This is a genomic window from Microbulbifer jejuensis (assembly GCF_047289955.1).
Taxonomy (GTDB): Bacteria; Pseudomonadota; Gammaproteobacteria; order Pseudomonadales; family Cellvibrionaceae; genus Microbulbifer.
In genome coordinates, this window is record NZ_JBLBUB010000003.1 from 132213 (window position 1) to 156309 (window position 24097).

Consider the following 24097-nt stretch of genomic DNA (forward strand, 5'->3'; position numbering starts at 1 on the left):
TGCAACCCGCCAGGGTAAGAGCGCCTCATCAGAATTACTCAATTGACCTCCCACTGCGGAACCTGCACCGGCACGACCTCGCCCCGGTCCCGCTCCATCTCATCGAGCAGGAAGCCCTCTGCCGCACGCAGGCTGATATGCTCCACAGAAACCTGCACCGGCACCACCTGCCTGCGCTCTTGATCCCTGATCAGATTCCCCTCCATTGGTGCGAGCGTCCAGTTGGGCACCACCACAGCGGAGGCGTTCAGCCCGTCAGCGGGTTGTGGCTTGGTTGCGGGCACAGCCTGGATAGTTTCGCCGCTGCATTCATTTCTGATGCTCACCTGCGCGCCGATTTTGCCAAGGGTAACCTGGAACTGCTCGGCATGGCCGCGGCTGAGCCCTTTTTTTAAGATTAACGGGCGCCCACTAAACAAATTTTCAACAGACTGTGCCTGAATCTTGAAAAGGCGGGCCATATTGGCTTTTACGTCATTGGCGGTAAATCCATCAAGCAGGTCACCGCGAAAGATCAGGCTATAGGTGGGTTCTGACATCCTTTGATCTCTCTGTTATGCATCTGGGTCCAGGGTCTGATCCATGCTAAAGGCAGGGGCATCCCCGGTTCGGCCACCAACCTGGCGCGCCGGTACCCCCGCCACCGTGGTGTGATCCGGTACATCCTGCAACACCAGGCTGCCGGCGGCAATTTTAACATCAGACCCCACCCGTACCGGCCCCAGCACCTTGGCACCCGCGCCGATCATCACCCCGCGACCGATTTTCGGGTGGCGATCCCCAGAGCCGCGACCACTGCCGCCCAGCGTGACCGAGTGCAGTATGGAAACGTCGTCCCCCACCACACAGGTTTCCCCCACCACCAGACCGGAAGCGTGGTCAATCATAATACCGCTGCCAAATGTCGCCGCCGGGTGGATATCCACAGCGAGCTGCTCCGATACCCGGCTCTGGAAATACAGAGACAGGGTGGTGCGCCCCTGCTGCCAGAGCCAGTGGGCAATCCGGTGCGACTGCAGGGCGTGAAACCCCTTGAAGTAAAGGAAGGGGATCAGGTACTGGTTACAAGCCGGGTCCCGATCGTACCAGGCACAAATATCAGCGAGCATGCAGCGGGCAATATCGGGATCGCTCTCCAGGGCTGCGGCAATCACTTCCTGCAGGGAAGCGGCGGTCAGGGCATTGTGGTTCAAGATAGTGGCAAGCTGGTCGGCAATGGCGTGCTCGAGAGACCGGTGGCGCAAAATGGTATTGTGGAAATAGCTCGCCAGAATTGGCTCGCCACTGGCCGCTACAGCGGCCTCGGCGCGCATGGAGCCCCACACATCACGAGGATTTGTCTGGCTGTCGATAATAAGCTTCTCGCCTTTTGTATCCACTATTCCACGATGTCCCATAGGCTGTAACAGAGAGTATGTCAGGGCCTTTTGCCAGCACAGCTTGGAGCTTGGCAGGAATAGTGGGCACTTTCAACCATCGCTCCCGGTTGTCAGAACCGGTGGATCAGACGATAAACACCCCTATCCTCAACGCTGCGAAAATTTGGGGTAACAGTGATCCGGGACCCATATAAAGCGCGTATAGATTTCCAGGAGCTGCTCACACACCGTATCACACAGGGCCAGATTGCTGCGACGCAGCTGTTCATCCAAGCGCTCAAGCGTGAGTAGTTGTTGCAGTTCCCAGGCGCGCGGTGCATAGCTGAGATGCCAGCGCTCTGAGGCTATGCCGCCGTTGTCCTCGGCGTAAGGGCGAAACAGGCCGTAACTCCGGCCTGAGGCAATACGCGCATCCAGCCATCGATGGAAGGGGCCAAAAACACCATCGCCGGCCGCTTCCTGCGGTGTCAGTTGCGGGCGATAATCTTCGGGTACCGCAGCAGCATCGATAACGTCGAAATCCGTACCCCAGTGGTGTCGGGAAGCACCGGGCAGTGCCGACCAGCGCAGGATGGCAAATACCAGATCCCGCGGCGTCAGGCGGGAAATTTCCAAGGCTACCCCACGGCTGTCGAGTACTGGCCGCAATCCCTGAGCTTTGCCGTTCCAGATAATGCGCTGGCGCTTGAAGTCGCGGAAACCGGAGACAACCCTGGGGGCGAAACCCGCATCCTGGGCATCCCTGCACAGGCGCTGAAAAGCCACCAGGGCCTCGGGGTGCAGCAGCTGGTCGGATTCGGGATCGAGGATGACATGCGTATCACCGAGACCGAAGAGGATACGCCGAAGAGATACGTCTAACATTAGTGTTCCGTAGCAGCCAATTTTTGCATTGCGGGCTAAAGTAAACACACCCCGCTGCCTACTTTACCAAAGAGCGTGCCGAAATATGCGGGTCCGCCAGGCTTTGCCGGGGAGTACAACAGACGCTGCCCGCTGTGCGTCGGCAATAATGTTTATTGGCGGACCGTTGAATTATGTTAAGTTCAGTCGCGCGATTGAAGGAGTAATCGCATTACCTGGACGTTAAACCTAGTAGGGAAAACTGAATGCATCCGAGCCAATCAGAACTACTGAAACTGAAGAACCTGGGCCTGGCCTCTGTCAATATTCTGCACTCTATCGGTATCCGCTCCTACGACGACCTGCACCGCATAGGTCCGGTAGAGGCATTTATCAGTATTCGCAACCGCGGTATCAACGCTTCCAGAGTCATGCTCTACGCCCTGCAGGGCGCGCTGATGGACGTACACTGGAATGACCTGGACCCCAACCTAAAGCAGCAACTGACCAGCGAAGTTGACCGGCTGCTCGCCACGCAAAATCCCGAATAGTTTAACAGACAGCCCAGAGTCCATTCGCCCTGTCAGTCAGTGGGCCACCCTCGGTCTAATGGATTGTGCCCTTGAAAAGCTGGCGCAACTGGGTAGAGTTGCGTGTATTTTAGGGGGCCCGGGTCAGTTTGTCCCACGGTGGGTATACGCCCAACCCGGTGCTATCTAAACTTCCCTTGGATAACTTAGAAGGAGAGCGCCGATGTTGCGCATTGGGCTATTCTTGCTGACCAATTTGGCTGTTTTGGTCCTGGTTGGCATTATTTTCAATATCTTCGGTATCGGGGGCATCCTTCAGGCCAACGGGGTGGACCTGAACCTGAGTGCCCTGCTGCTCCTGTGTGGCCTATTCGGCTTTGGTGGCTCTTTTATTTCGCTGTTGCTCTCCAAGACCATCGCACGTAGGAGTACCCGTACCCAGGTGATCACGGAACCGCGCAGCGCCGATGAGCAGTGGTTGGTGGAAACCGTGCGGGAACTCTCGCGCAAAGCCGGTATCGGCATGCCGGATGTGGGCATATTCCCCATGCCCCAGGCCAATGCCTTCGCCACCGGCTGGAACCGCAACAACGCTTTGGTATCGGTCAGTGCCGGACTGTTACAGCGCTTTGGGCGCGAAGAGGCGCGGGCTGTGATCGGACACGAAATCGGTCATGTGGCCAACGGCGATATGGTGACCCTGGCACTGATCCAGGGGGTGGTGAATACATTTGTCATGTTCTTTGCGCGCCTGGTGGGTTTCTTTGTAGACCGGGTGATACTGCGCAATGAACAGGGCCTGGGTATCGGCTACTTTATCACTTCCATCGTGATGGATATTGTATTCGGCTTTTTCGCCATGATGGTTGTGGCCTGGTTCAGCCGTCGCCGGGAATACAGGGCGGATCATGCCGGTGCCACCCTGGCCAGCCCCAACGCCATGATCGCCGCCCTGGAGACCCTCAAGGTGGAATCGGAGCGGGGCCAGGAGGAACCGCTGCCAGGCAATATGAAGGCCTTCGGTATCTTCGGCAATATGGGCGCGCTGATGGCCACGCACCCGCCCCTGACCGATCGCATCCTCGCGCTGAAAAACTTCCGTAAATAGCCTCGTGTAAAAAGCCATACCCGGCACCTGGGGGCAATCCCCTCCCCCAGTGCCTGTCAAGGCTTTGGCCCACAGGGTCCACCGGTTAGGACAAAGCAACCGCGGGAGCAGGCACTGTATAAGCCGTATCTTCCCGCCTCTGCCGCGGGCACGGTAAACTTACCAACCCGACTCCAAAGCAACATTGCCATCCATGACACCGCTGAACACACTAATAACGCTTCTCTCCACGCTACTGCTCTGTACCGCTACCGTGCTGTTTGCAGAGGAAGTACAGGAGTTTGCCACCGATGACGAGCGCAACACCATGCAGGTGTTCAATTTCGCCAGCCCCTCGGTGGTGTATGTCACCAATGAAACCCTGGTGCGCGATCGCAGAACCCTGCGGCTGCACACAGTGCCCAAAGGCGCCGGCAGCGGCTTTATCTGGGATGAACACGGTCACGTGGTCACCAATTTCCATGTGATCGAGGGTGCGCGCAAGGTGACCATCACCCTGCAGGACCGCAGCGAATGGCCGGCAAAACTGGTGGGGTCAACGCCGGAAAAAGACCTGGCCGTACTGGAGATCGAGGCCCCCAGAGCACTGTTGAAACCACTGGTGGCAGGTACGTCCAGCAACCTGTCGGTGGGGCGCAAGGTACTCGCCATCGGCAATCCCTTTGGCCTCGATACCACCCTGACAACCGGTGTGGTCAGCGCCCTGGGGCGCGAAATTGAGGCGGCCAACAACCGCACCATCCGCAACGTGATTCAGACCGACGCCGCCATCAATCCGGGAAATTCCGGCGGCCCGCTGCTGGATTCCCTCGGCCGTCTGATCGGTGTCAACACCGCCATCTACAGCCCCAGTGGCACCAGCGTGGGTATCGGCTTCGCCATTCCGGTAGATACGGTCAAGAAAATTGTACCGGAACTGATCAAACACGGCCGCCTGGTACGCCCGATTCTCGGCATTGAGTCCGCGCCCGACCAATGGCGCAACCGCTACGGATTCGAGGGTGTGGCGATATTGCGAACAGCGCCGGGGATGCCTGCGGAAAAAGCGGGCCTGCGCGGTATCCACCGCACTCGCCAGGGCGGCTGGCAACTGGGGGATGTGATAGTGGAAGTGGAGCGTCAAGCCATTCGCAGTTACGACGACCTGCTCAACGCACTGGAAAAACACCGCGCCGGGGATGAGGTCACCCTGGGTATCATGCGCGATGGGATTATACGCTACACCGCCATTACACTCGCCGCGCCCCAGTAACGGCACACACAGCCTGTGCGCAGGAAATTCCCATTGGCGAATCGTTTCACAAGGAACAACCACCCCCAAGAGTCGGACATTTATGCAGAAATACTTCCTGTGCCGCTACGATACATTGAGCGAAGGGCAATCCAGGGGCTTCTCTCTCGGCGACAATACCACCGGCACTGACAATGTGTTCGCGGTGATGAAAGGAGGTGAGATTTATGTTTACAGCAATACCTGCCCGCACAGAGGCATTAATCTCGACTGGCAGGAAGACCAGTTTCTCGATCCAGACGGCGCACTGATCCAGTGTGCGTCCCACGGCGCCCTGTTCCTGATTGAAACCGGTGAGTGCATTGCCGGCCCCTGTAGCGGCGATGCACTGACCCCCATACCGGTCGAGTATGCCCAGGACGGGCTCTATGTCCTGCTGCCGGAGTAAGGCAGCCCCGAGAGGCACTCAGGCAAACGGCAGCCTCTCCGCCAAAACTATCTCCTCGGCACTCAGTCGCGCCTTGTAGGCGAGTACTTGTACCCCTGTGGACACTGCACTATGGAGGGCCTCTGCATAGCCCGGATCAATTTCCCGCGCGACCTCCACACTGTCAATGCCATTGTGCTGCACGCAATAGAAAAGCACCGCGCGCACGCCGCTACCGGCCAGCTTCTGTAACTCGCGCAAGTGCTTGGCGCCCCGGGCGCTGACTGCATCGGGAAAGAAACCCCGGCGCGCCTCCGCCAGGGTGACATTTTTCACCTCGACATAACAATCGCCGTCACAGCCGGACAAGAGAAAATCAATCCGGCTGTTCTCCTCGCCGTAGCGCACCTCTCTGCGCAGGGACTCGTAGCCTTGCAGTTCGCTGACGATGCCGGCGCGAATAGCCTCTTCCACCAGCGCGTTGGCGCGTGCTGTATTCACCCCAGCCAGTGCCCCCTCTGGCGTGGTGCTGATCTCCAGCGTATGGCGATACTTGCGCTTGGGGTTGCCGGAATCCGAGTACCAGCAGACGCCCCCCTCAATCCAGCAATTCTTCATGGAGCCGGTATTTGGGCAGTGAATGGTGAAAACCTCTCCCTCCGGTGACGCTACATCGGCAAGGAAACGCTTGTAGCGACGCAACAGGGTTGCCTTTTGTAGCGGGGGGGTAAACTTCACGGGCCAAGCCTTTTGGTACTTTTGAACGCCGCAAAATAGCAGACAACTATTTGTAGCGCGAATCGCGCAGATTTGATAGCTTCCACGCTCCCGGTCACCGAGGGGTATCGGCAACCGGGGCAAGGATTAGCCTGCCACCACAACCGTTTTGGCTGGTGATAAAAGCATCACCCAACAGGTTTCCGGTCTAGGCTAGATTGAATTTGGTGGTATCGCCCCCATTATCGGGGGCCCGTATAGAAAGAGAGGCACCGACTATGCCCAAAACTGCTGCGAGCGCCGATTCTCTGCACGGCTTTGAGCCCTACCACGAGGTCAAGGGCGAGGAGTACATGAATGAGAAGCAGCAGGCGCATTTTCGCAACTTGCTGTTGGCCTGGAAGGCCGAACTCATGGCGGAAGTGGACCGCACCGTTTCCCATATGAAAGATGAGGCTGCCAACTTTCCCGATCCCGCCGACCGTGCCAGTCAGGAGGAGGAATTCAGCCTCGAGCTTCGTACCCGCGACCGCGAACGCAAGCTGATCAAGAAAATCGATGCCACCCTGGAGTTGATCGATCAGGAGGACTACGGCTATTGCGAAGCCTGCGGGGTTGAGATTGGTATCCGCCGCCTGGAGGCTCGCCCCACCGCCACCTTATGCGTGGACTGCAAAACCCTGGCGGAAATCAAGGAACGGCAGATTTCCGGCTGATTTCCAACCGGTAACAGCCCGAAGCGCCCGAGGTAGCCCGGCGCGAAAGGGCCGTCTGTGGGACCACCGCCAATCACCTTGGAAAGTGCTAAGCCCTATATTGGCCGTTTTGCGCCCTCACCCAGCGGCCCCCTGCATTTCGGCTCGCTGGTGTGCGCACTCGGCAGCTTCCTCGATGCCAGAGCCCACGGCGGTCACTGGCTGCTGCGTATGGAGGACCTGGACCCCCCGCGCGAAGCCCCGGGCGCAGCCGCGCGCATTCTGAGCGCCCTGGAGGCCCACGGCTTGCATTGGCACGGTACTGTTAAGTGGCAAAGTAAACGCACCCCACTCTATGAGGATACCCTGCAGCAGTTGCGCAAACAGGGCCTGTTGTACCCCTGCTACTGCTCGCGCAACCAGATTCGCCAGAGCGGCGGGCACAACAACAGCCGCTGCCGCACCGTAAACCCCGGCAAGGGCACCTGTGCCCTGCGCCTGGTCTGTGCCGGCGGCGAGGAGCTTTTCTTGGATATCTGGCACGGGGAGCAGCGCCAGTATATCCGAGACGATACCCTCCTCAAACGCCGCGACGGCCTCTACGCCTATCAATTAGCCGTGGTGGTTGACGATATCTCTCTGGGCATCACCCATGTGGTACGCGGTGCGGACCTACTCGAGACCACCGGCGCGCAGATACGCCTGTTCGGGGCACTCTCCGCTGCGCCACCAGTATTCGGACACCTGCCCCTGGTGATGGGGCCGGGAGGCCGGCAGAAATTGAGCAAACAAAATCGCGCCCCGGCTGTCGATAACGCCAATGCAGCTGGCAATCTCTGTACCGCGCTGGCATTTCTCGGCTTTCATGTGCCCGCGTCCCTGGCGCAGGAGATGCCGGAAACAATTCTCAACTGGGCCGCAACCCACTGGCAGCGCCACCAGGTCGATAGGCACAACCGGCAATTGCACTGAATTGCGTTGACAATTACCCTTTTTATGCCAGTCATGCTCGGCCCCAGGCAACAGCCGGTTTACCCCTGCGCACAACTACCTGGCCTGGCAACTGAATATTTTTACTGCAAAGCGGGTTTCCAAAGCGACTTATGAGCAACCGCACTCTGTTAATCCTGCTCGTGCTGGTGGGCTATGTGTTTTCCCCCACCATTTTTACCTGGATGATCAACCCCTTCGGAGCTTGGTACCGGCCCTTTATCCTCTGGTTTGTCCTGATCCTACTGGCGATTTTTATCCAGTGGAGGCGCAAGTCGAATGAGCTTTGAGATAGCCCATATCGCTTTTGTGGGTGTCGCCTATATCGCCATCCTGTTCTTTGTCGCCTTCGCCGCGTCCAAAGGCTGGATGCCGTCGCGCTGGGTGCGCCACCCTGTGGTATACGTGCTCTCCCTGGGGGTCTCCCTGTCCGCCTGGACCTTCTACGGCATTGTCGATTTGGCCTGGCAATACGGCTACGGCGTGCTGGCCTACTACCTGGGCACCGGCGCCATGTTCCTGTTCGCCCCGGTGGCCCTGGAACCCCTGGCGCGACTGGCCCAACGTTACCAGCTGTACTCTCCCGCGGACCTGCTGGTATTTCGCTACCACAGTCGCCAGGCGGGCATCCTCACCACACTGTTTATGCTGTTGGCTCTGATGCCCCTGGTGGCCCTGCAGATCCAGGCGGTGTCGGAAACCCTGGCACTGCTGTCCCATGACAGCGCTACCGTACTGGCACTGCCGGACAGCGACGTGTCCAGCAAAAACCTGATCGCCTTCCTTTACTGTGTATTGCTCGCAGTGTTCACCAGTATGTACGGTGCCACCCGCGAGCGCGGTGAGGGGCTGGCCAGTGCCATGGCACTGGAATCCCTGGTTAAGCTGGTTGCCCTTACCGCCGTTGGGGGCTATGCGGTGTTCGGTGTATTCGGCGGCTTCTCCGGCCTCGACCAGTGGTTGCTGGAAAACAGTGATATGCAGCAGCGGCTCTACACCCCCATCGAACAAGGCTCTTCGCACACGCTGCTGCTGGTATTTATTGCCACGGCTGTGGCCATGCCGCACATCTTCTATCTGAGTGTCGCCGAGCACCCAACAAGGCAGGCTCTGCGCACTGCCAGCTGGGGCTTCCCGCTGTTTTTGCTGCTGATGGCACTGCCGATCTTCCCAATCATGTGGGCGGGCTTTGCCCTGGGCGTGGCCGAGCCCGTACAGTATTTCTCCCTGGCGGTACCCCGCACCAGCGGCTCCGCACTGCTCACCGCGCTCGCGTTTATCGGCGGTCTTTCCGCCGCCACCGGCGCACTGATCATGATCACCCTGGCACTCTCCACCATGGTGATGAACCACTGGCTGCTGCCGGGCACCCGCTGGCATTCCGAAGACAATATGTACCGGCAACTGGTGTGGCTGCGCCGCACCCTGATTGCCGCGTTATTCGTTGCCGGCTTTGCTTTTTACCTGCTGCTGAACAATCGATTGTCCCTGTCGGATCTGGCCCTGCTGGCGTTTATCGGTTCCCTGCAGTTCCTGCCGGGTATCTTTGCGGTTATCCACTGGCCGAGGGGCAATCGTCGCGGGTTTATTGGCGGTCTGCTCGCAGGCATGCTGATTTGGGGCTGCGGCCTGATGCTGCCGTCGATCCTCGACCTGAATGGTATCACCCTCCCCGGCACGTCAATACGGATGCCCCTGGGGATGTCTATATGGACCCAGATCACCACCCTGTCACTGGGTGCCAACATACTGCTGTTCGTCTGCCTGTCGCTGTTTACCCGCACCGGCAGCCTGGAGCAGTACGCTGCCGACCTATGCAGCGATGACACCATCGCCCAGGCCCTGCGCCTGGGGCTGGACGTGGAATCCGCCACGGACTTCCGCCTGCGCCTAGCGGAAAGCCTGGGCGCAGCCACCGCCAGCCTGGAGGTCAAACGCGCCCTCAGCCAACTCAACCTGCCGGACGATGAGCGGCGCCCCTACGCCCTGCGTCAGCTGCGCAACCGGCTGGAAGCGAACCTCTCAGGGCTGCTCGGGCGGGTGCTGGCCGGGCAGATTATCGACCGCCACTTCCCCTTCAAAAACAGTGATCAACCAGCCAATAAGGATATTCACCTGATCGAGACGCGCCTGGGGCGCTACAAACACCAACTCACCGGACTCGCTGCAGAACTCAACAATCTGCGCCTGTACCACCGCCAGATGCTCGAAGAATTGCCCATGGCTGCCTGCTCACTCGGTCGCGACGGCGAGATATTGCTGTGGAACTACGCCATGCAGGATCTCACCGGCATCACCGCCAGCGGAGTGGTCGGCTCCAAACTGGATTACCTGACCGAACCCTGGCGCGGTCTGTTGACAGAGTTCGCCCAGTCCGCCAATGCCAGCCGCTTCAAGCAGCAGGTCAACCTGGGAGGCATCAGCCACTGGCTCAATCTGCACAAGACCCGGCAGAAGCGCGACCGCAACAACCGCACCCACAACGAGCGCGGTGATGCCCAGATGCTGTTGTTGGAAGATATTACCGAGACACAGGTTCTGGAGCAGGAGCTGATGCACAGCGAACGCCTCGCCTCGGTCGGCCGCCTTGCCGCGGGTGTCGCCCACGAGGTGGGCAATCCGGTCACCGGTATCGCCTGCCTGGCACAGAATCTCCAGTTCGACTGCGACAATCCGGAGGTCCTGGAGACCGCCGACCAGATTCTCAGCCAGACCCAGCGCATCAGCCGTATTGTGCACTCACTGGTCAACTTCTCCCACAGCGGTAGCCAGGAGAGTGAACGGGCACCGGTGGATCTGTACGCCTGTGTGCAGGAGGCGGTACAGCTGTTGTCGCTGCAGCGGGACAAGACTGAGGTGCGCTTCGATAACACAGTGCCAGAAGACCTGATTGCTCCCGGCGACAACCAGCGTCTGATCCAGGTATTTATCAACCTGCTCAGCAACGCGCGTGACGCCAGCCCCGACGGAGGCCATATCCGCATTGAAGGCCATATCTGCAAGGGTAGCGCCTGTGTTTCGGTTACCGATGACGGCCCGGGGATCTCCCCAAAGCACCGGGAGCGCATCCTCGAGCCCTTCTTCACCACCAAGGAGCCCGGAGAGGGCACCGGGCTGGGATTGGCGATGGTGTACAGCATTATCGAGGAACATGGTGGACAGTTGGAACTGGTCAGTCCGGCCAACAAGGAAAGTAGACGCGGTGCAAAATTTATCGTGCAGCTACCGCTGGCTGGGTAAGGAAGGAGGCCCAAAACGATTAAATTTTGTGCAAATATAGCTCGATTCTCAGTTTTTGAGTTGCATAGAAACGGCGCACAGGTAAAACTAGGCGCTTCCTGAGTATTTTGTAACCAGGCGTAACACATGAGCCACATCCTGATCGTCGAAGATGAAGCCATTATTCGAACGGCGCTGCGCAAGCTTCTGGAGCGGCACCGCTACAAGGTCAGTGAGGCGGGTTCCGTTCGCGAAGCACTCAGTAAGTATCGCCTGAACACGGTGGACCTGATCATCTCAGACCTGCGCCTCCCCGGTGCACCCGGCACCGATTTACTCAAACCCGCCGGCGATATCCCCGTGCTGATCATGACCAGCTACGCCAGCCTCAGGTCCGCCGTGGACTCGATGCGTATGGGGGCTGCGGACTACATCGCCAAGCCCTTCGATCACGATGAGATGATCACCACCATACGCCGGGTAATCGGCAAAGCCGAGCAGAGCCGCATCCAGGCCCCGGCGGAGAAAGAGAGTACCGGCTCCATCGCCGGAATGATCGGTAACAGCCGGATAATGCGCGAGCTGTATGGCCGCATCCACAAAGTGGCACCTACCGATGCCACAGTACTGGTACACGGTGAAACGGGTACCGGTAAGGAGCTGGTTGCCCGCGCCATCCACGAGGAGAGTCACCGTGTCGGCAAACCACTGATATCGGTGAACTGTGCCGCCATCCCCGAGACCCTGATCGAATCGGAACTGTTCGGTTATGAAAAAGGCGCTTTTACCGGGGCACAGAGCGCCCGCGAAGGGCTGGTAGCTGCCGCAGATGGCGGCACCTTATTCCTCGATGAAATCGGCGAACTCCCCCTGGAGGCCCAGGCGCGCCTGCTGCGAGTGATTCAGGAGGGCGAAGTGCGCCCCATCGGCGCGATTGAATCGCGCAAGGTGAATGTGCGACTGGTAGCTGCCACGCACCGCAACCTGCGCCAGCTGGCGGCAGAACGCAAATTTCGTGAAGATCTCTACTATCGCATCAACGTGGTACAGATGACCCTCGCCCCCCTGCGGGAGCGCGGTCGGGACATTCTGGCACTGGCTGAGCACCTGCTGGAAAAATTTTGCAAAAAAATAGAGCGCCCGCTCCTGCGCCTGTCCCCTGAGGCCATCCAGGCGGTCACCACTTACGCCTGGCCCGGCAATGTGCGGGAACTGGAGAACGCGATCCAGCGCGCGGTGATCCTCACCGACAGCAGCAGTGAAGAAATCGATCATAAAATTCTGGATATTGATCTCGACCTGGTACCCGTGGAAGAGGCCAGAAGCTCAACGCGTCCTCGCAGCTTGCATACAGACCCCCGCGAGGACCTGTCCCTGGAAGATTATTTCGCCCGCTTTGTTATCGAGCACCAGGACACCATGAGCGAAACCGAACTGGCCAAGAAATTGGGTGTCAGCCGCAAGTGCCTGTGGGAGCGGCGGCAAAAACTGGGGATTCCACGCAAGAGGACCCGCCGTAGCACCGTCGCCGAGGCCTGACCTCCCCCATCTTCTTCGGGGTTTCCTGTCTTCTCCCCGCCCGGCAGCGTCCGTACCCACCCCTACTGCCGCAGCCAACCCAAGGCTGATCGGGGCAAGTGTTACCCAACCCATCCACAAGTAACAATTGCCGCACCTTCCGTAACGCAACAAGCCAGAGAAAAGTTCCGTGAAAATATGTAAAGATTATAACTTATTGATTTTTATAATATTTTTAAAGTTGGCACATAAAGTGCTTTATTCTTGATACAAAAATTAAAAACGGCCAACAATAAAAATAAATGACCGTTGTAAGCCCTAAAATGACTCACAATAAGCGGGCAAAAGAGAATAATAATAATGAGGCGGTCGACAATAAGAGCAATGAGAGACCAAAACCGAAAAAACAACAATAAACAATAAGAATAAGTCCCAATCAAGAATAACAAAAAGCGCGTTGCAAACTGACTGAATTGTACCTGGGATAGGGTGTTTGCTTGACTGCAAATTGAGAGCGCAAGGAAGCCGCTACCTTCATACAGAAAATAAGAGTGATTCTCATTCGGTCGGGCAGTCACCAGTTGTTCCGAGGGTGTTCTGCCAACCGCATTTCTCACAAGAAGCGTTTTCCTCCACCTCCCTTCTATCAGCGGCTTTCCTTTAGGTACACAGTTATTCCTGTAATACCAAGCGACGTGAGCAGACTTTCATGGGGCCTTTCAAACCATGTCTCAGATCTCTTACCATTTACACGATAGTCTCGCCCGCAGAGCAGACATGTGAAGTCTTCACCGCTATGGTACCCGGGGGTAGCGAACCCCTTCTTCATTTAACGATCCCGGTTACACCCGGCTTGAGCTGAATGCCTGCTGTTTTATCTTGCAACGACATTGCGCTGCCCGTAGGGTCAAGTTTGGATAAAAAAGAGCAATTCATAAAAGGCCTGGCAACCCCATACACAAACGCCTGGTGTGCCAGGGAAAATTATCCCGCTGGCTATGGAAGGATTCCCGGATTCTCCAGCCTGTAATAATTCTTATTTTCATTATCAAAACACCCGACATCCGCAGATTGCGGGCGCATTGTATGGGGTATGTTAGAATCGCGCCCACACATCCAGCTCGCTGGAGACAGGCGTCACTTTAGTGCCTTAATTTGTACTTCAACTCTGGCCAGCCCGGGGCTGTAGAAGCAGCAGTATCCCCACCCCTCTGGGTCCCAGGGTGGAAAAGCATGGGCACAGAGCCTGCCCCCACTGCCGTGTGGCCAAAGCGCAGCAGGGTTTTTCCGGTCATTCACGAATGGCAGCAGTCGAGACAGACAGCCGTATGCTCAACAATTTGATTACTCGTATTCAGCGCTGGCGCAAGCCGGCCAAGCAAGGCCCCAGGGTCATCGCCCGCAACAACCACAATATCTCCCGGCAAAACATCAGCCGCGCAGCACTGACGGTTATGAAACGCCTGCAGGACGCGGGTTACCAAGCCTTTATTGTCGGCGGCGGGGTGCGTGACCTGATGCTCGACGGCCACCCCAAGGACTTTGATATCGCCACAGATGCCACCCCAGAGCAGGCCAAGGTACTGTTTCGGGGTGCACGTATTGTGGGGCGGCGTTTCCGTATCCTGCACGCCCGTATCGGTCGCGAAGTCATAGAAGTGACCACTTTCCGCGGTCACCACACAGACGGTGGAGAGCACAACGCCAGGCAATCGGAGCACGGGATGCTGCTTCGAGACAATGTGTACGGAGATTTGGAAAGCGATGCAAAGCGCCGGGACTTTACCGTCAATGCCCTCTACTACACCACGAACGGCTTCGCCATTCACGATTACACCGGTGGTGTAAAGGATATAGACAGGCGCCTGATCCGCATGATTGGCACACCGGTTACGCGCTATAAGGAAGACCCGGTGCGTATGCTGCGCGCGGTGCGCTTCGCCGCCAAACTGGATTTCACCATAGAAAATAAAACCGAGGCCCCCCTAAGGGAGTTGGCGCCCCTATTGCGCAATATCGCCCCCGCCCGCCTCTTCGACGAAATGCTCAAGCTGCTGATGAGCGGCCAGGGTGAAAGCACCTTTGAATTATTGCGACGTTACGAATTGTGGCAGCATCTGTTCCCCGACAATGCCGTCCAGATCGAGCAGAGCCCGACGGCTCTGGCACTGACCCGGCAAGCCCTGCGCAATACTGACCAGCGCATTCGCTCGGACATGCGGGTCACCCCTGCGTTCCTGTATGCAGCCCTGCTCTGGCCGGCGGTGAACGCGGAACAGCAGAAGCTGGTGGAGAAGGGAATTCCACCGGTACCGGCGCTGATCCAGGCCGCACAAAAGATCACAAGTGCCCAGTTGGCACACACCGCGATCCCGAAACGCTTCTCTATCCCCATGCGCGAAATCTGGGACCTGCAATACCGCCTGCCCCAGCGTGGTGGCAGTCGTGCCCAACGCCTGGCGGAACACCCCCGATTTCGCGCTGCCTACGATTTCCTGTTGCTGCGCGAAGAGTGCGGCGAGATTGAGGCTGGACTTGGCCAGTGGTGGACCCAGTTCCAACAGGCCGATGAAGAGCAGCGCGAGCAAATGGTACGCAAGCTACAGCGCAACGGCGGCGGCCATCAGCGCGGCCGCAGCTCCCGTGGTGGACGCCACCGCAAACCCCGGACAACCGGGTAATGGACACAGCCTATATTGGGCTCGGCAGCAATCTGGCGCAGCCGCAAAAACAACTGCGCAATGCCCTGGTGGCAATGGGGGAAATCCCGCAAAGCCAACTGCTGCGCTGCTCCGGTTTCTATCGCAGCGCGCCCCTTGGTCCAAGCGCGCAACCGGACTACATCAATGCGGTAACAGAGCTGCACACAGAACTCTGTCCGCTTTCCCTGCTCGAGCAACTGCAGGCCATTGAGGCTGCACACGGGCGCGAGCGATCCGTGCGCTGGGGCGCCCGCACCCTGGATCTGGATATACTGCTGTTCGGCCCAAAACAAATAGACAGCCTGCGCCTGCAGGTGCCGCACCCACGCATGTTCGAACGCAACTTTGTACTGGTGCCGTTAGCCGAGCTGACACCCAATTTGCGACTGCCCTCAGGGGAGACATTGGCACAGCTGCTGCAGAATTGCCCACACAACCGCTTGGAGAAAATCTGATCGACCACCTCAGCCCCTGAAAAGTACTCGACTGAGCGCCCCACTTGATAGTACTTTTGCGCCTGAAACCCATCGGGAAGACGCCCCAGCCATAGGAATTGTATACGTGGTTATCGACAACAGCGACACTCCGAGTGAGTTCAGCCTGTCGGGCAAGCCATTGCCCAAGTTTATCGCCGTGGAGGGCAATATCGGCGTGGGTAAAACCACGCTTGCGAAGAAGCTGGCCGCCACTTTCAATTACGATACCCTGCTGGAGCGGGCGGAGGAAAACCCTTTTTTGGCACGTTTTTACCGCGATTCCAGAGGCGCGGCCCTACCGACCCAGCTGCATTTTCTCCTGCAGCGCTCCCAGCAAATCCAGGCATTGCGCCAGAACGACCTCTTTGAACCAGTACGGGTAGCGGATTTCCTGATTGAAAAAGACCAGTTGTTCGCCCAGGTGACCCTGGATAAGAATGAACTCGCGCTCTACCAGCAGGTATTCCAGCATCTCACCCTGGAAGCACCCAGGCCGGACCTGGTTATCTACCTGCAAGCACCTCTCGATGTGCTACAAACCCGGATCCGCAACCGCGGCATCCCCGCCGAGCGCGCCATCAGCAACGAGTATCTGGCCACCCTCAACGAAGCCTATACCCGGTTTTTCCACCACTACGACAGTGCACCCCTACTTATCGTCAACAGTGAGGAAATCGATTTTGTCAATCACCCAGAAGATTACCGCCAACTGGTCGAGTACATGCTCACTGTCACCAACGGCCGACACTATTACAATCCGGGAAGTTAATGCTTATGTATACATCCTTTGAATTAGAACGGCTCGTCACTGCTCAATCCCTGTGCAAAAAAAAGGAGAAGGGAGAGAAGTTTACTGTCGTTGCGCTCTATGACGCACCTATGGCCACCATGGCCCAAAGAAGTGGTGTCGAGGCAGTGCTGGTGGGGGACTCCCTCGGGATGACCGTACTCGGTTATGACAGCACTGTACCGGTTACCATGGAACAGATGATCTACCATGTGGAAGCGGTGGCACGGGGCAACAGGAAGTCCCTGATTATGGGTGACATGCCGTTTATGACCTACGCCACGCCAGAGCAGGCCATCGCCAACGCCACCCGTATCATGCAGGCTGGCGCCCATATGGTAAAGATTGAGGGCGGCGCCTGGCTTACCGAAACCGTGAAGATGCTCACTGATCGCGGTATTCCGGTTTGTGCCCACCTGGGGCTAACCCCACAGTCTGTACACAAATTGGGGGGTTACCGGGTACAGGGGCGCGATGCAGAACACGCCAAACAGATCCTGGATGATGCGATCCAACTGGATCAGGCCGGCGCCGACCTATTGGTACTCGAGTGTGTTCCCGCAACCCTGGCCAAAAGCATCACCGAATCGGTTGCCATGCCCACCATCGGTATCGGTGCCGGGCGCAACACCGACGCCCAGGTGCTGGTCATCAACGATATTCTCGGCCTCACCGAGCAACCCCCAAAATTCTCCAAAAACTTTCTGGTGGAAGCCGAGGATATTCCCGGTGCACTGCGCAAATACGCGGAAGACGTCAAACTCGGAATCTTCCCAAGCGATTCGCATATTTTCAAATGAGCTTGCCGTTGGCCTCCCCCGGAATCCCACAGCATTTGGCCACCTGCCATCCTACCGGTGCTGAGGACTCCGGCCAGTTTCCCCTTCTGGGGTGAGAGGTTTTTGGAATCCTTGTTGAAACACGGGGCTCAGACGGGTGGCAATAGCTTGCCGAAGTGGAAAGGGCTACGCGCTATCTGTGGGATCATGATCAGTGCCCTCTCGCAGCAAATGGTTACAATTTTTACCTGCAACAGTGCGACAGACACCCGCGTACAAGAATTGCTATAGCCACTTTTTCCAGCGAAAAAAAGCTATTTGCCCCGCAAAGGCCACCATCAGAAAAATACAGAAGACGATAAAGCCACTGGCGGACTCCTCCCAGGGGATACCGCCGACATTAACGCCGAACAAACTGGTCAAAAATCCCAAAGGCAGGAATACAGCGGCGACTATCGACAATACGTACATGCGGCTGTTGAGCTGGTCGGAATTGCGACTCAGGAGTTCCTCCTGGGCAATAGCGGCGCGCTCTCGCACGGTATCAATATCATCGATATTCCGCTGCAGGCGCTCGTTGACATCACCCAATAATGCATGACTCTCCTTGTCGAACCAGGGTACAGACTCTTGCTGCATGCGCGACAGGACCTCTCTTTGCAGGCACAGATAGCGGCGCAGTGCAATTGTCCTCTTACGAAACTGCACCAGATTCACTCCCAGGCCCCCCATCCCTCTCTCCAGAAGCTGGTCCTCCAAGTCATCCACTCCCTCTTCAAACTCCTCAACCCGGTCACTCATGCGCAGTACGAGTAAATCCGCAAGGGAAACCACCAGCGCGGCGGTACCCTGGGGGCCGCAGCCACTCTCCAAACGGGCTATCAGGTCCTCCTCTGCCAGCAGGCGCCGTTTGCCGATACTGATGACACGATTTTCCTCGACCCACACACGGATCGAGACCCGGTCCTCCCGACGTGACTTGTGCTTTGGGTCCACCCCACACAGGGCCAGGAAGAGCCCGTCACCCACTGCAAGAGTGCGAGGTCGTATCGGCCGCGCCAGCAGAGCTTCCACCACGATTGGCGCCAGCCCGCTGTCAGTGCTTATCCACTGCACGACCTCTTCCTCAGCGTGATCAAAGTGGAGCCACAGCACTCCCTGGCCAGGATGCCAACCCTCCACCTCAAGCCAGGTCATTTCCCGCCCTGAGCCCTTTCGATCCAGCAGCGTTGCATGAATATACTCAGGTTGCACGGATATGCGCTTCCTTTTGCAATTCCTCCCCGGAACTGCACGCATCCCAGGGGGAGTGTTTAATCGCTTGGCATCAGCGCCATTTGGCCGCGCTGCTGCAAACTGTTACGCCGGCTTGGGCTACCCAATCATACTCAGGTGCGCCACCTCAGCCGCAGCTTGCTCCCGGTTCTGCTCGTCGAAAGACTCTCCCTGCATGTCCCGCAGGCATTCATCCAGGCAGCGCGTATTGAGACTGTAGCCATCCAGAGTTGAATGCGGAATGTAAAAAGATTTCACACTGCAGTGACAACAGAAATAGTGTTTTGCTACGCCGATATTAAAAGTATAACCACTGCGGGCTACATCCCGGCATATCAGCTCAATATTCTGTGTAGGCACAATCAGGTGCAGGTAAGCGCACTTTTTGCCCATGGAGTAGTGACAGGCCTGGGCTCACCGTCTTTGTGCCTGTGTAATCCACGAAAACGCTCGGCGCCGCAGTGGTAACCACCTTGTAGTTTGGTTGTTATCTCACGCACCTGCAGATTTATCCAGACCAAACAAGGGGCGCGCACTCAAAAGGGAGAACAGCGAGAGAGCCAACAGCAGATGGAACCAGTTGGTGCGCGCCAGGCCCAGTAGTTGTGTGGCACCGGTGCCGACAAACAGTCCGTTAACGGCCACCAGCACAGCGCCACCACCCAGCACAAAAGCCTGTGTACGGCTCAGTCGGCGTGGTGAAACCCATTCCAGTAACGCCACCAGCAGCCACAACAGCAGACCCAGCGTCGAGTACAGATCGACTACCGAACGGGGCGCCATCAGGCCGCTTCCCCCGAGACCGATCGATGATGCGAGGACCACTGCCACCACCGCATAGGCTGGCGCGCGCTTGTCCGTACCCCAGCGCAAACCCAGACGCACCCAAAACAGGCCGGTGCCAATTAACAGGAGAGCGGCGAAGCCGGAAAGGCGAGTGAGTGCCCGGTGCAGTTCAGTCACACTGGGGTCTATACCGTAGCGGTAGGCGCCCGCAATCGCAGCGAGAGCCATAAGGACAAGAGCAGCAACCATCATCAGGGCCGCCGACTGAAAGTGCGCGCGGGTCAAATACCAATACTGATTGGCAATCAACAGGGCAGTGAGACCGAGCATCAGGTCCAAAAGCCAAAGATTGTGCACGGTTACCCTCCCCTTTTCGCCCAAATTCTAGCTGAAAATCCGTGAGAACAGACAATGACCCGGCCCTTTCATCCGCAAAAAAAGCCATAAAAAAACCCGGCGCGAGGCCGGGTTTTTTTCAGCTTTGCAGGCTCACAGTTTGTCGGTTCCCTGTCCCGCCGCCTCTGCCGCGGCTGTCTGCTCGGCTTTGGCTTCCTTGATGGACAGCTTAATACGTCCGCGCTGGTCAACATCAAGCACCTTCACAAACACTTTCTGGCCCTCGCTCAGATAGTCGGTGACCGCATTCACACGCTCATCGGCAATCTGTGAGATGTGTACCAGGCCGTCTTTACCCGGAAGGAAGTTAACGAAAGCACCAAAATCCACGATACGCACCACAGTGCCCTCGTAGATAGTCCCGATCTCGGCTTCCGCAGTGATTTCCTCAATGCGGGTCACTGCGGTTTCCAGGCTCTCACCATCTTCCCCGAAGACCTTGATAGTGCCATCATCTTCGATATCGATAGAGGCACCGGTCTCTTCGGTGATGGAGCGGATAGTCGCACCGCCTTTGCCAATCACATCGCGAATTTTGTCCGGCTGGATTTTCAGGGTCGCATAGCGCGGCGCATTCTCATTCACGCTGGCGCGGGAGGATTCAATCACCCGGTTCATTTCCGCAAGGATGTGCAGGCGCGCCTGCAAGGCTTGTTCCAGGGCGGTTTCCATAATCTCTTCGGTGATCCCTTCGATTTTGATATCCATTTGCAGCGCGGTTACACCGGAGGCGGTACCGGCCACTTTGAAGTCCATATCACCCAGATGATCCTCGTCGCCGAGGATATCGGTCAGCACCGCATAGCCTTCATCTTCCTTCACCAGGCCCATGGCAATACCGGCCACCGGCGCCTTCAGGGGCACACCCGCATCCATCAGCGCCAAACTGGAACCGCAAACGGAAGCCATGGAACTGGAACCGTTGGATTCAGTGATTTCGGAAACGACACGCAAGGTATACGGGAAACTCTCCGGATCGGGCAACACAGCCGCAATACCGCGACGGGCCAGGCGGCCGTGACCGATTTCACGGCGACCGGTAGCGCCAACACGACCCGTCTCACCGACAGAGTAGGGCGGGAAGTTATAGTGCAGCATAAAGTAGTCTTTGCGCTCACCCTCCAAAGCATCAATGATCTGTGCATCACGGGTAGCACCGAGGGTGGCAACGACCAGGGCCTGGGTTTCACCACGGGTGAACAGTGCCGAACCATGGCCTTTCGGCAACACACCAATCTCAACGCTAATCGGACGTACTGTCTTGGTGTCGCGACCGTCAATACGCGGCTCGCCGCGCACTACTGCACCACGGACAATTTTCTTTTCCAGCTTGCCAAAGTCGCTCTTTATAGCGCCGGCATCGACCTCTTCAAAGGTCAGAGTCTCTGCCGCTTCACTGCGCAGTTCGGCCAGGCGGGCGGTGCGCTGTTGCTTGTCGGTGATGCGGTAAGCTTCCGCTACCTTATCGCCAAACTGGCCTTCCAGAGCGGCTTTCAATGCGGTGTTTTCCGCTTCTGGCTGCCAGTCCCAGGTGGGCTTCCCGGCTTCCGCCTTCAGCTCTTCACAGACCTTGATAATGGCCTGCATTTCCTGGTGCGCGTACAGCACCGCACCCAACATGATATCTTCCGGCAGCTCTTTAGCCTCGGATTCCACCATCAGTACAGCGTCTTTGGTACCTGCTACCACCATATCCAGTTCGGAGGTTTTCAGGGCACTGTAGCTCGGATTCAGCAAGTAACCATTCTGCTGGGTGTAGCCAACACGCGCAGCGCCGATCGGGCCGGCGAAGGGGATACCGGATACTGACAGTGCTGCGGAAGTACCGATCATACCGGCGATATCCGGGTCCACATCCTTCTCTGCGGACAGGACCGTGAGCATCACCTGGACTTCATTTATAAAGCCCTTGGGGAACAGCGGGCGAATCGGGCGATCAATCAAGCGGGAGGTCAGGGTTTCTTTTTCAGACGGGCGACCTTCGCGCTTGAAGAAACCACCGGGAATCTTGCCGGCCGCATAGGCTTTTTCCTGGTAATGCACGGACAACGGGAAAAAGCCCTGATCAGGCTTGGCTTCTTTGGCACCAACAACGGTACACAAAACAACGGTTTCACCCATGGTCACCAGGGCTGCGCCGGTGGCTTGGCGCGCGATACGGCCAGTCTCGATGGTGACCTGTTGCTGTCCGTACTGGAAGGTTTTGCTTACTGGATTCACTAGTTCTTTCCTATTTCCTTACGGTTACTGGCCCATTCCAGTAACCCCTACAATAGTTGCCCGAGCGGAGGTTCAAGCCCCTTGCCCGGGATGGTACGCGGGCGTACCGCCACCGGCCAGGGTGGCCGGTGCTGGCGCCGCACCCAAGCTCGGCAATCTCCGAGGGGCTGTGCAGCGCGACTTCTGAAAAGCGACAAGGCGCCACTTTTCAGTAAGCATGAAAAAGAATGCCCGCCAGAGGCGGGCATTCCAGGGTCTTAGCGACGCAGGCCGAGTTTGGCAATCAGCTGTGCGTAACGGTTCAGATCCTTGCGCTTGAGGTAATCCAGCAGCTTGCGGCGCTGATTTACCATGCGGATCAGCCCCCGACGGGAGTGGTGATCCTGCTTGTGCGCAGAGAAGTGACCCTGTAGTTTGTTAATATTGGCTGTCAGCAGAGCTACCTGGACTTCCGGGGAACCGGTGTCGCCTTCGGATTGGCCGTGCTCATTCAGAATGGCTGCTTTTTCAGTGGCAGTCAGTGCCATAACGTATTACCTCATCGTAATATGCTTTAAAAGATTCGGCTGGCCCGTGCATATTTACAGACCAGCTAATCGCTATTGCGGGCAAACCCGCGCGGACACTTTCACTCACAGCGCCATCCCGGCTTTCACCAATAGAGCAGCCGTCACTCAAGTGCCAGTTACCAGACGCCGCGGAGCTACGCACCCGTCGTCGGTAACCTCTCCCACGCCCAGAAAATCACCGCTTTCCAGGAAGAGGCGCACCATATCACCTTCTGCACCGACACGATAGACCTGTAAATCCATTACCGGCTGTCCCTGACGCACATAGTAGCCGGAGTCATCCGGCAGGGTGAGTTTCGGCAGAGAAGAGGCAGGGGAGTCCACCGATAACAGGTGGTAGTCCAGTACTTCCGCCCTGCCTTCGCCACGCTCCTCGGCAAGCGCATCGAGCGTGATTGCGCCGGCCTCGTCATAGGCGCCGGCCCCGCTGCGGTGCAGTGCCGCCACATAGGCACCGACGCCCAGGGCGTGGCCCAGGTCTTCGGCAATACTGCGAATATAGGTGCCCTTGGAACAGTGCACCTCCACTTCGGCGCAGGGCTGGCTGCCGGGCGTAAATCCCAGCAACTCAAATTCAAAAATCTTCACTTCGCGCGCCTCTCGTTCCACCTCAATCCCCTGGCGCGCCAACCTGTACAGCGGCTGACCCTTGTGTTTGAGGGCAGAGAACATGGAAGGGATCTGCTTGATAAGACCCCGGAACCCTTCCATAGCCTTGAGCACATCCTGCTCAGTGAGATCCGAGGCATCCCTGGTTTCCAGCACATCGCCATCGGCATCGCCACTGGTAGTGGTCATGCCAAAGCAAAAAGTGCTGCGATAGCGCTTGTCGGCATTGAGCAGGTACTGGGAAAACTTGGTGGCTTCACCGAAACAGATTGGCAGCACACCGGTTGCCATTGGATCCAGTGCGCCGGTGTGCCCCGCGCGGTTGGCAAAAAAAAGGCGTTTGGCTTTTTGTAGGGCATCGTTGGCAGTAATACCAGCGGGCTTGTTCAATAACAACACACCGTTCACCGGTCGGCCCCATTTTGGTCTGCGGCCCATGGATCAATCTTCCTTAGAGTCGCTGTTGTCTTGGTGCTCGCGATCAGAACTCACCGCCTTGTCAATCAGTGCCGAGAGTGCCTGGCCTCGCACGGAGGTTTCATCGTAGTGGAATTGCAGGCGTGGAATAGCCCGCATCTGGATCGAGTGCGCCAGCAGTCTGCGCAGGAAACCCGCAGCCTTGTTCAGCACTTCCATCGAAGTATTGATTTGGCTGCGGTCATCCTCGCCCACAAATGTGACAAATACCTTGGCAACGGTCAGATCGCGACTGACTTCCACATCGTTGATATTCACCATACCCAGGCGCGGGTCACGCACTTCCTTTTGAATCAGTTGTGCCAACTCGCGACGCATGGCATCAGCGACGCGATCAGCACGATGAAATTCTCTTGCCATTTTT

General features: G+C 57.5%; 25 protein-coding genes. 13 read left to right on the top strand and 12 right to left on the bottom strand.

Annotation, left to right across the window (positions count from 1 at the left end; genetic code table 11):
- Positions 1-38: 38 nt before the first annotated feature.
- The 3 genes from ACL7TT_RS02935 to ACL7TT_RS02945 form a co-directional block, all read right to left on the bottom strand.
- Positions 39-539, bottom strand: coding sequence for a hypothetical protein (locus tag ACL7TT_RS02935; RefSeq protein ID WP_299943795.1), 501 nt, complete (start codon positions 537-539; stop codon positions 39-41).
- A 15-nt stretch (positions 540-554) separates the two neighbouring features.
- Entirely contained in the window at positions 555-1397 is an 843-nt protein-coding gene (gene cysE, locus ACL7TT_RS02940) for a serine O-acetyltransferase (protein WP_299943798.1), read from the bottom strand.
- Between the two features lie 129 nt (positions 1398-1526).
- Positions 1527-2243, bottom strand: a complete 717-nt coding sequence (locus ACL7TT_RS02945; RefSeq protein WP_413393052.1) for a M15 family metallopeptidase — start codon at positions 2241-2243, stop codon at positions 1527-1529.
- Positions 2244-2488: 245 nt separating this feature from the next.
- Here ACL7TT_RS02945 and ACL7TT_RS02950 point away from each other — a divergent pair, with 245 nt between their 5' ends.
- The 4 genes from ACL7TT_RS02950 to ACL7TT_RS02965 all read left to right on the top strand — a co-directional run bounded on the left by ACL7TT_RS02950 (position 2489) and on the right by ACL7TT_RS02965 (position 5539).
- Positions 2489-2773, top strand: a complete 285-nt coding sequence (locus ACL7TT_RS02950) for a TfoX/Sxy family protein (RefSeq protein ID WP_299943804.1) — start codon at positions 2489-2491, stop codon at positions 2771-2773.
- Between the two features lie 202 nt (positions 2774-2975).
- Positions 2976-3860, top strand: a complete 885-nt coding sequence (gene htpX, locus ACL7TT_RS02955; RefSeq protein WP_413393054.1) for a protease HtpX — start codon at positions 2976-2978, stop codon at positions 3858-3860.
- A gap of 193 nt (positions 3861-4053) precedes the next feature.
- Complete coding sequence (locus ACL7TT_RS02960; RefSeq protein ID WP_413393056.1) at positions 4054-5112, top strand: S1C family serine protease; 1059 nt, start codon at positions 4054-4056, stop codon at positions 5110-5112.
- An 82-nt stretch (positions 5113-5194) separates the two neighbouring features.
- Positions 5195-5539, top strand: a complete 345-nt coding sequence (locus tag ACL7TT_RS02965) for a Rieske (2Fe-2S) protein (RefSeq protein ID WP_299943813.1) — start codon at positions 5195-5197, stop codon at positions 5537-5539.
- Positions 5540-5557: 18 nt separating this feature from the next.
- Here the strand turns inward: ACL7TT_RS02965 and sfsA are convergent, their stop codons facing one another.
- Complete coding sequence (sfsA, locus tag ACL7TT_RS02970; RefSeq protein ID WP_413393058.1) at positions 5558-6256, bottom strand: DNA/RNA nuclease SfsA; 699 nt, start codon at positions 6254-6256, stop codon at positions 5558-5560.
- A gap of 257 nt (positions 6257-6513) precedes the next feature.
- Here sfsA and dksA point away from each other — a divergent pair, with 257 nt between their 5' ends.
- From dksA to ACL7TT_RS02995, 5 genes are all read left to right on the top strand, one after another.
- Entirely contained in the window at positions 6514-6951 is a 438-nt protein-coding gene (gene dksA / locus ACL7TT_RS02975) for an RNA polymerase-binding protein DksA (protein ID WP_299943818.1), read from the top strand.
- A gap of 57 nt (positions 6952-7008) precedes the next feature.
- Positions 7009-7902, top strand: a complete 894-nt coding sequence (gene gluQRS, locus ACL7TT_RS02980; RefSeq protein WP_413393060.1) for a tRNA glutamyl-Q(34) synthetase GluQRS — start codon at positions 7009-7011, stop codon at positions 7900-7902.
- Between the two features lie 131 nt (positions 7903-8033).
- Positions 8034-8210, top strand: coding sequence for a hypothetical protein (locus tag ACL7TT_RS02985; RefSeq protein WP_299943824.1), 177 nt, complete (start codon positions 8034-8036; stop codon positions 8208-8210).
- On the top strand, positions 8200-11160 hold the full coding sequence (locus tag ACL7TT_RS02990; RefSeq protein WP_413393062.1) for an ATP-binding protein: 2961 nt from the start codon (positions 8200-8202) through the stop codon (positions 11158-11160). The genes ACL7TT_RS02985 and ACL7TT_RS02990 overlap by 11 nt, the downstream gene beginning before the upstream one ends.
- A gap of 126 nt (positions 11161-11286) precedes the next feature.
- Complete coding sequence (locus ACL7TT_RS02995; RefSeq protein ID WP_413393064.1) at positions 11287-12678, top strand: sigma-54-dependent transcriptional regulator; 1392 nt, start codon at positions 11287-11289, stop codon at positions 12676-12678.
- A 203-nt stretch (positions 12679-12881) separates the two neighbouring features.
- On the opposite strand, the gene ACL7TT_RS03000 is transcribed toward ACL7TT_RS02995, so the two are convergent.
- Positions 12882-13274 carry a hypothetical protein gene (locus ACL7TT_RS03000; RefSeq protein ID WP_413393066.1) on the bottom strand — a complete coding sequence of 131 codons (393 nt, stop codon included), beginning with the start codon at positions 13272-13274 and terminating at the stop codon, positions 12882-12884.
- 684 nt (positions 13275-13958) lie between these two features.
- On the opposite strand from ACL7TT_RS03000, the gene pcnB reads away from it, so the two are divergent.
- The 4 genes from pcnB to panB all read left to right on the top strand — a co-directional run bounded on the left by pcnB (position 13959) and on the right by panB (position 17422).
- Positions 13959-15338 carry a polynucleotide adenylyltransferase PcnB gene (gene pcnB, locus ACL7TT_RS03005; protein WP_413393068.1) on the top strand — a complete coding sequence of 460 codons (1380 nt, stop codon included), beginning with the start codon at positions 13959-13961 and terminating at the stop codon, positions 15336-15338.
- Entirely contained in the window at positions 15338-15814 is a 477-nt protein-coding gene (gene folK, locus ACL7TT_RS03010; protein WP_299943836.1) for a 2-amino-4-hydroxy-6-hydroxymethyldihydropteridine diphosphokinase, read from the top strand. Before pcnB ends, folK begins: the two co-directional genes overlap by 1 nt.
- 106 nt (positions 15815-15920) lie before the next feature.
- Complete coding sequence (locus tag ACL7TT_RS03015; RefSeq protein WP_413393070.1) at positions 15921-16604, top strand: deoxynucleoside kinase; 684 nt, start codon at positions 15921-15923, stop codon at positions 16602-16604.
- 5 nt (positions 16605-16609) lie between these two features.
- Entirely contained in the window at positions 16610-17422 is an 813-nt protein-coding gene (gene panB / locus ACL7TT_RS03020) for a 3-methyl-2-oxobutanoate hydroxymethyltransferase (RefSeq protein ID WP_413393072.1), read from the top strand.
- 264 nt (positions 17423-17686) lie between these two features.
- Here panB and ACL7TT_RS03025 read toward each other — a convergent pair whose 3' ends face one another.
- The 7 genes from ACL7TT_RS03025 to rbfA form a co-directional block, all read right to left on the bottom strand.
- Positions 17687-18655 (bottom strand): zinc transporter ZntB, encoded by a 969-nt coding sequence (locus tag ACL7TT_RS03025; protein ID WP_413393074.1) that lies wholly within the window; start codon positions 18653-18655, stop codon positions 17687-17689.
- 120 nt (positions 18656-18775) lie between these two features.
- Positions 18776-19069, bottom strand: coding sequence for a GFA family protein (locus ACL7TT_RS03030; protein ID WP_413393075.1), 294 nt, complete (start codon positions 19067-19069; stop codon positions 18776-18778).
- A gap of 99 nt (positions 19070-19168) precedes the next feature.
- Positions 19169-19819 carry a hypothetical protein gene (locus ACL7TT_RS03035; protein WP_413393077.1) on the bottom strand — a complete coding sequence of 217 codons (651 nt, stop codon included), beginning with the start codon at positions 19817-19819 and terminating at the stop codon, positions 19169-19171.
- A 132-nt stretch (positions 19820-19951) separates the two neighbouring features.
- A complete protein-coding gene (pnp, locus tag ACL7TT_RS03040; RefSeq protein ID WP_413393079.1) occupies positions 19952-22078 on the bottom strand; it encodes a polyribonucleotide nucleotidyltransferase in 2127 nt (708 codons plus the stop codon).
- Positions 22079-22335: 257 nt separating this feature from the next.
- A complete protein-coding gene (rpsO, locus tag ACL7TT_RS03045) occupies positions 22336-22605 on the bottom strand; it encodes a 30S ribosomal protein S15 (protein ID WP_299943856.1) in 270 nt (89 codons plus the stop codon).
- A gap of 147 nt (positions 22606-22752) precedes the next feature.
- Positions 22753-23694: a tRNA pseudouridine(55) synthase TruB gene (truB, locus tag ACL7TT_RS03050; protein ID WP_413393081.1), complete on the bottom strand. Its 942-nt coding sequence runs from the start codon at positions 23692-23694 to the stop codon at positions 22753-22755.
- Positions 23695-23697: 3 nt separating this feature from the next.
- Complete coding sequence (rbfA, locus tag ACL7TT_RS03055) at positions 23698-24093, bottom strand: 30S ribosome-binding factor RbfA (RefSeq protein ID WP_413393083.1); 396 nt, start codon at positions 24091-24093, stop codon at positions 23698-23700.
- Positions 24094-24097: the final 4 nt, after the last annotated feature.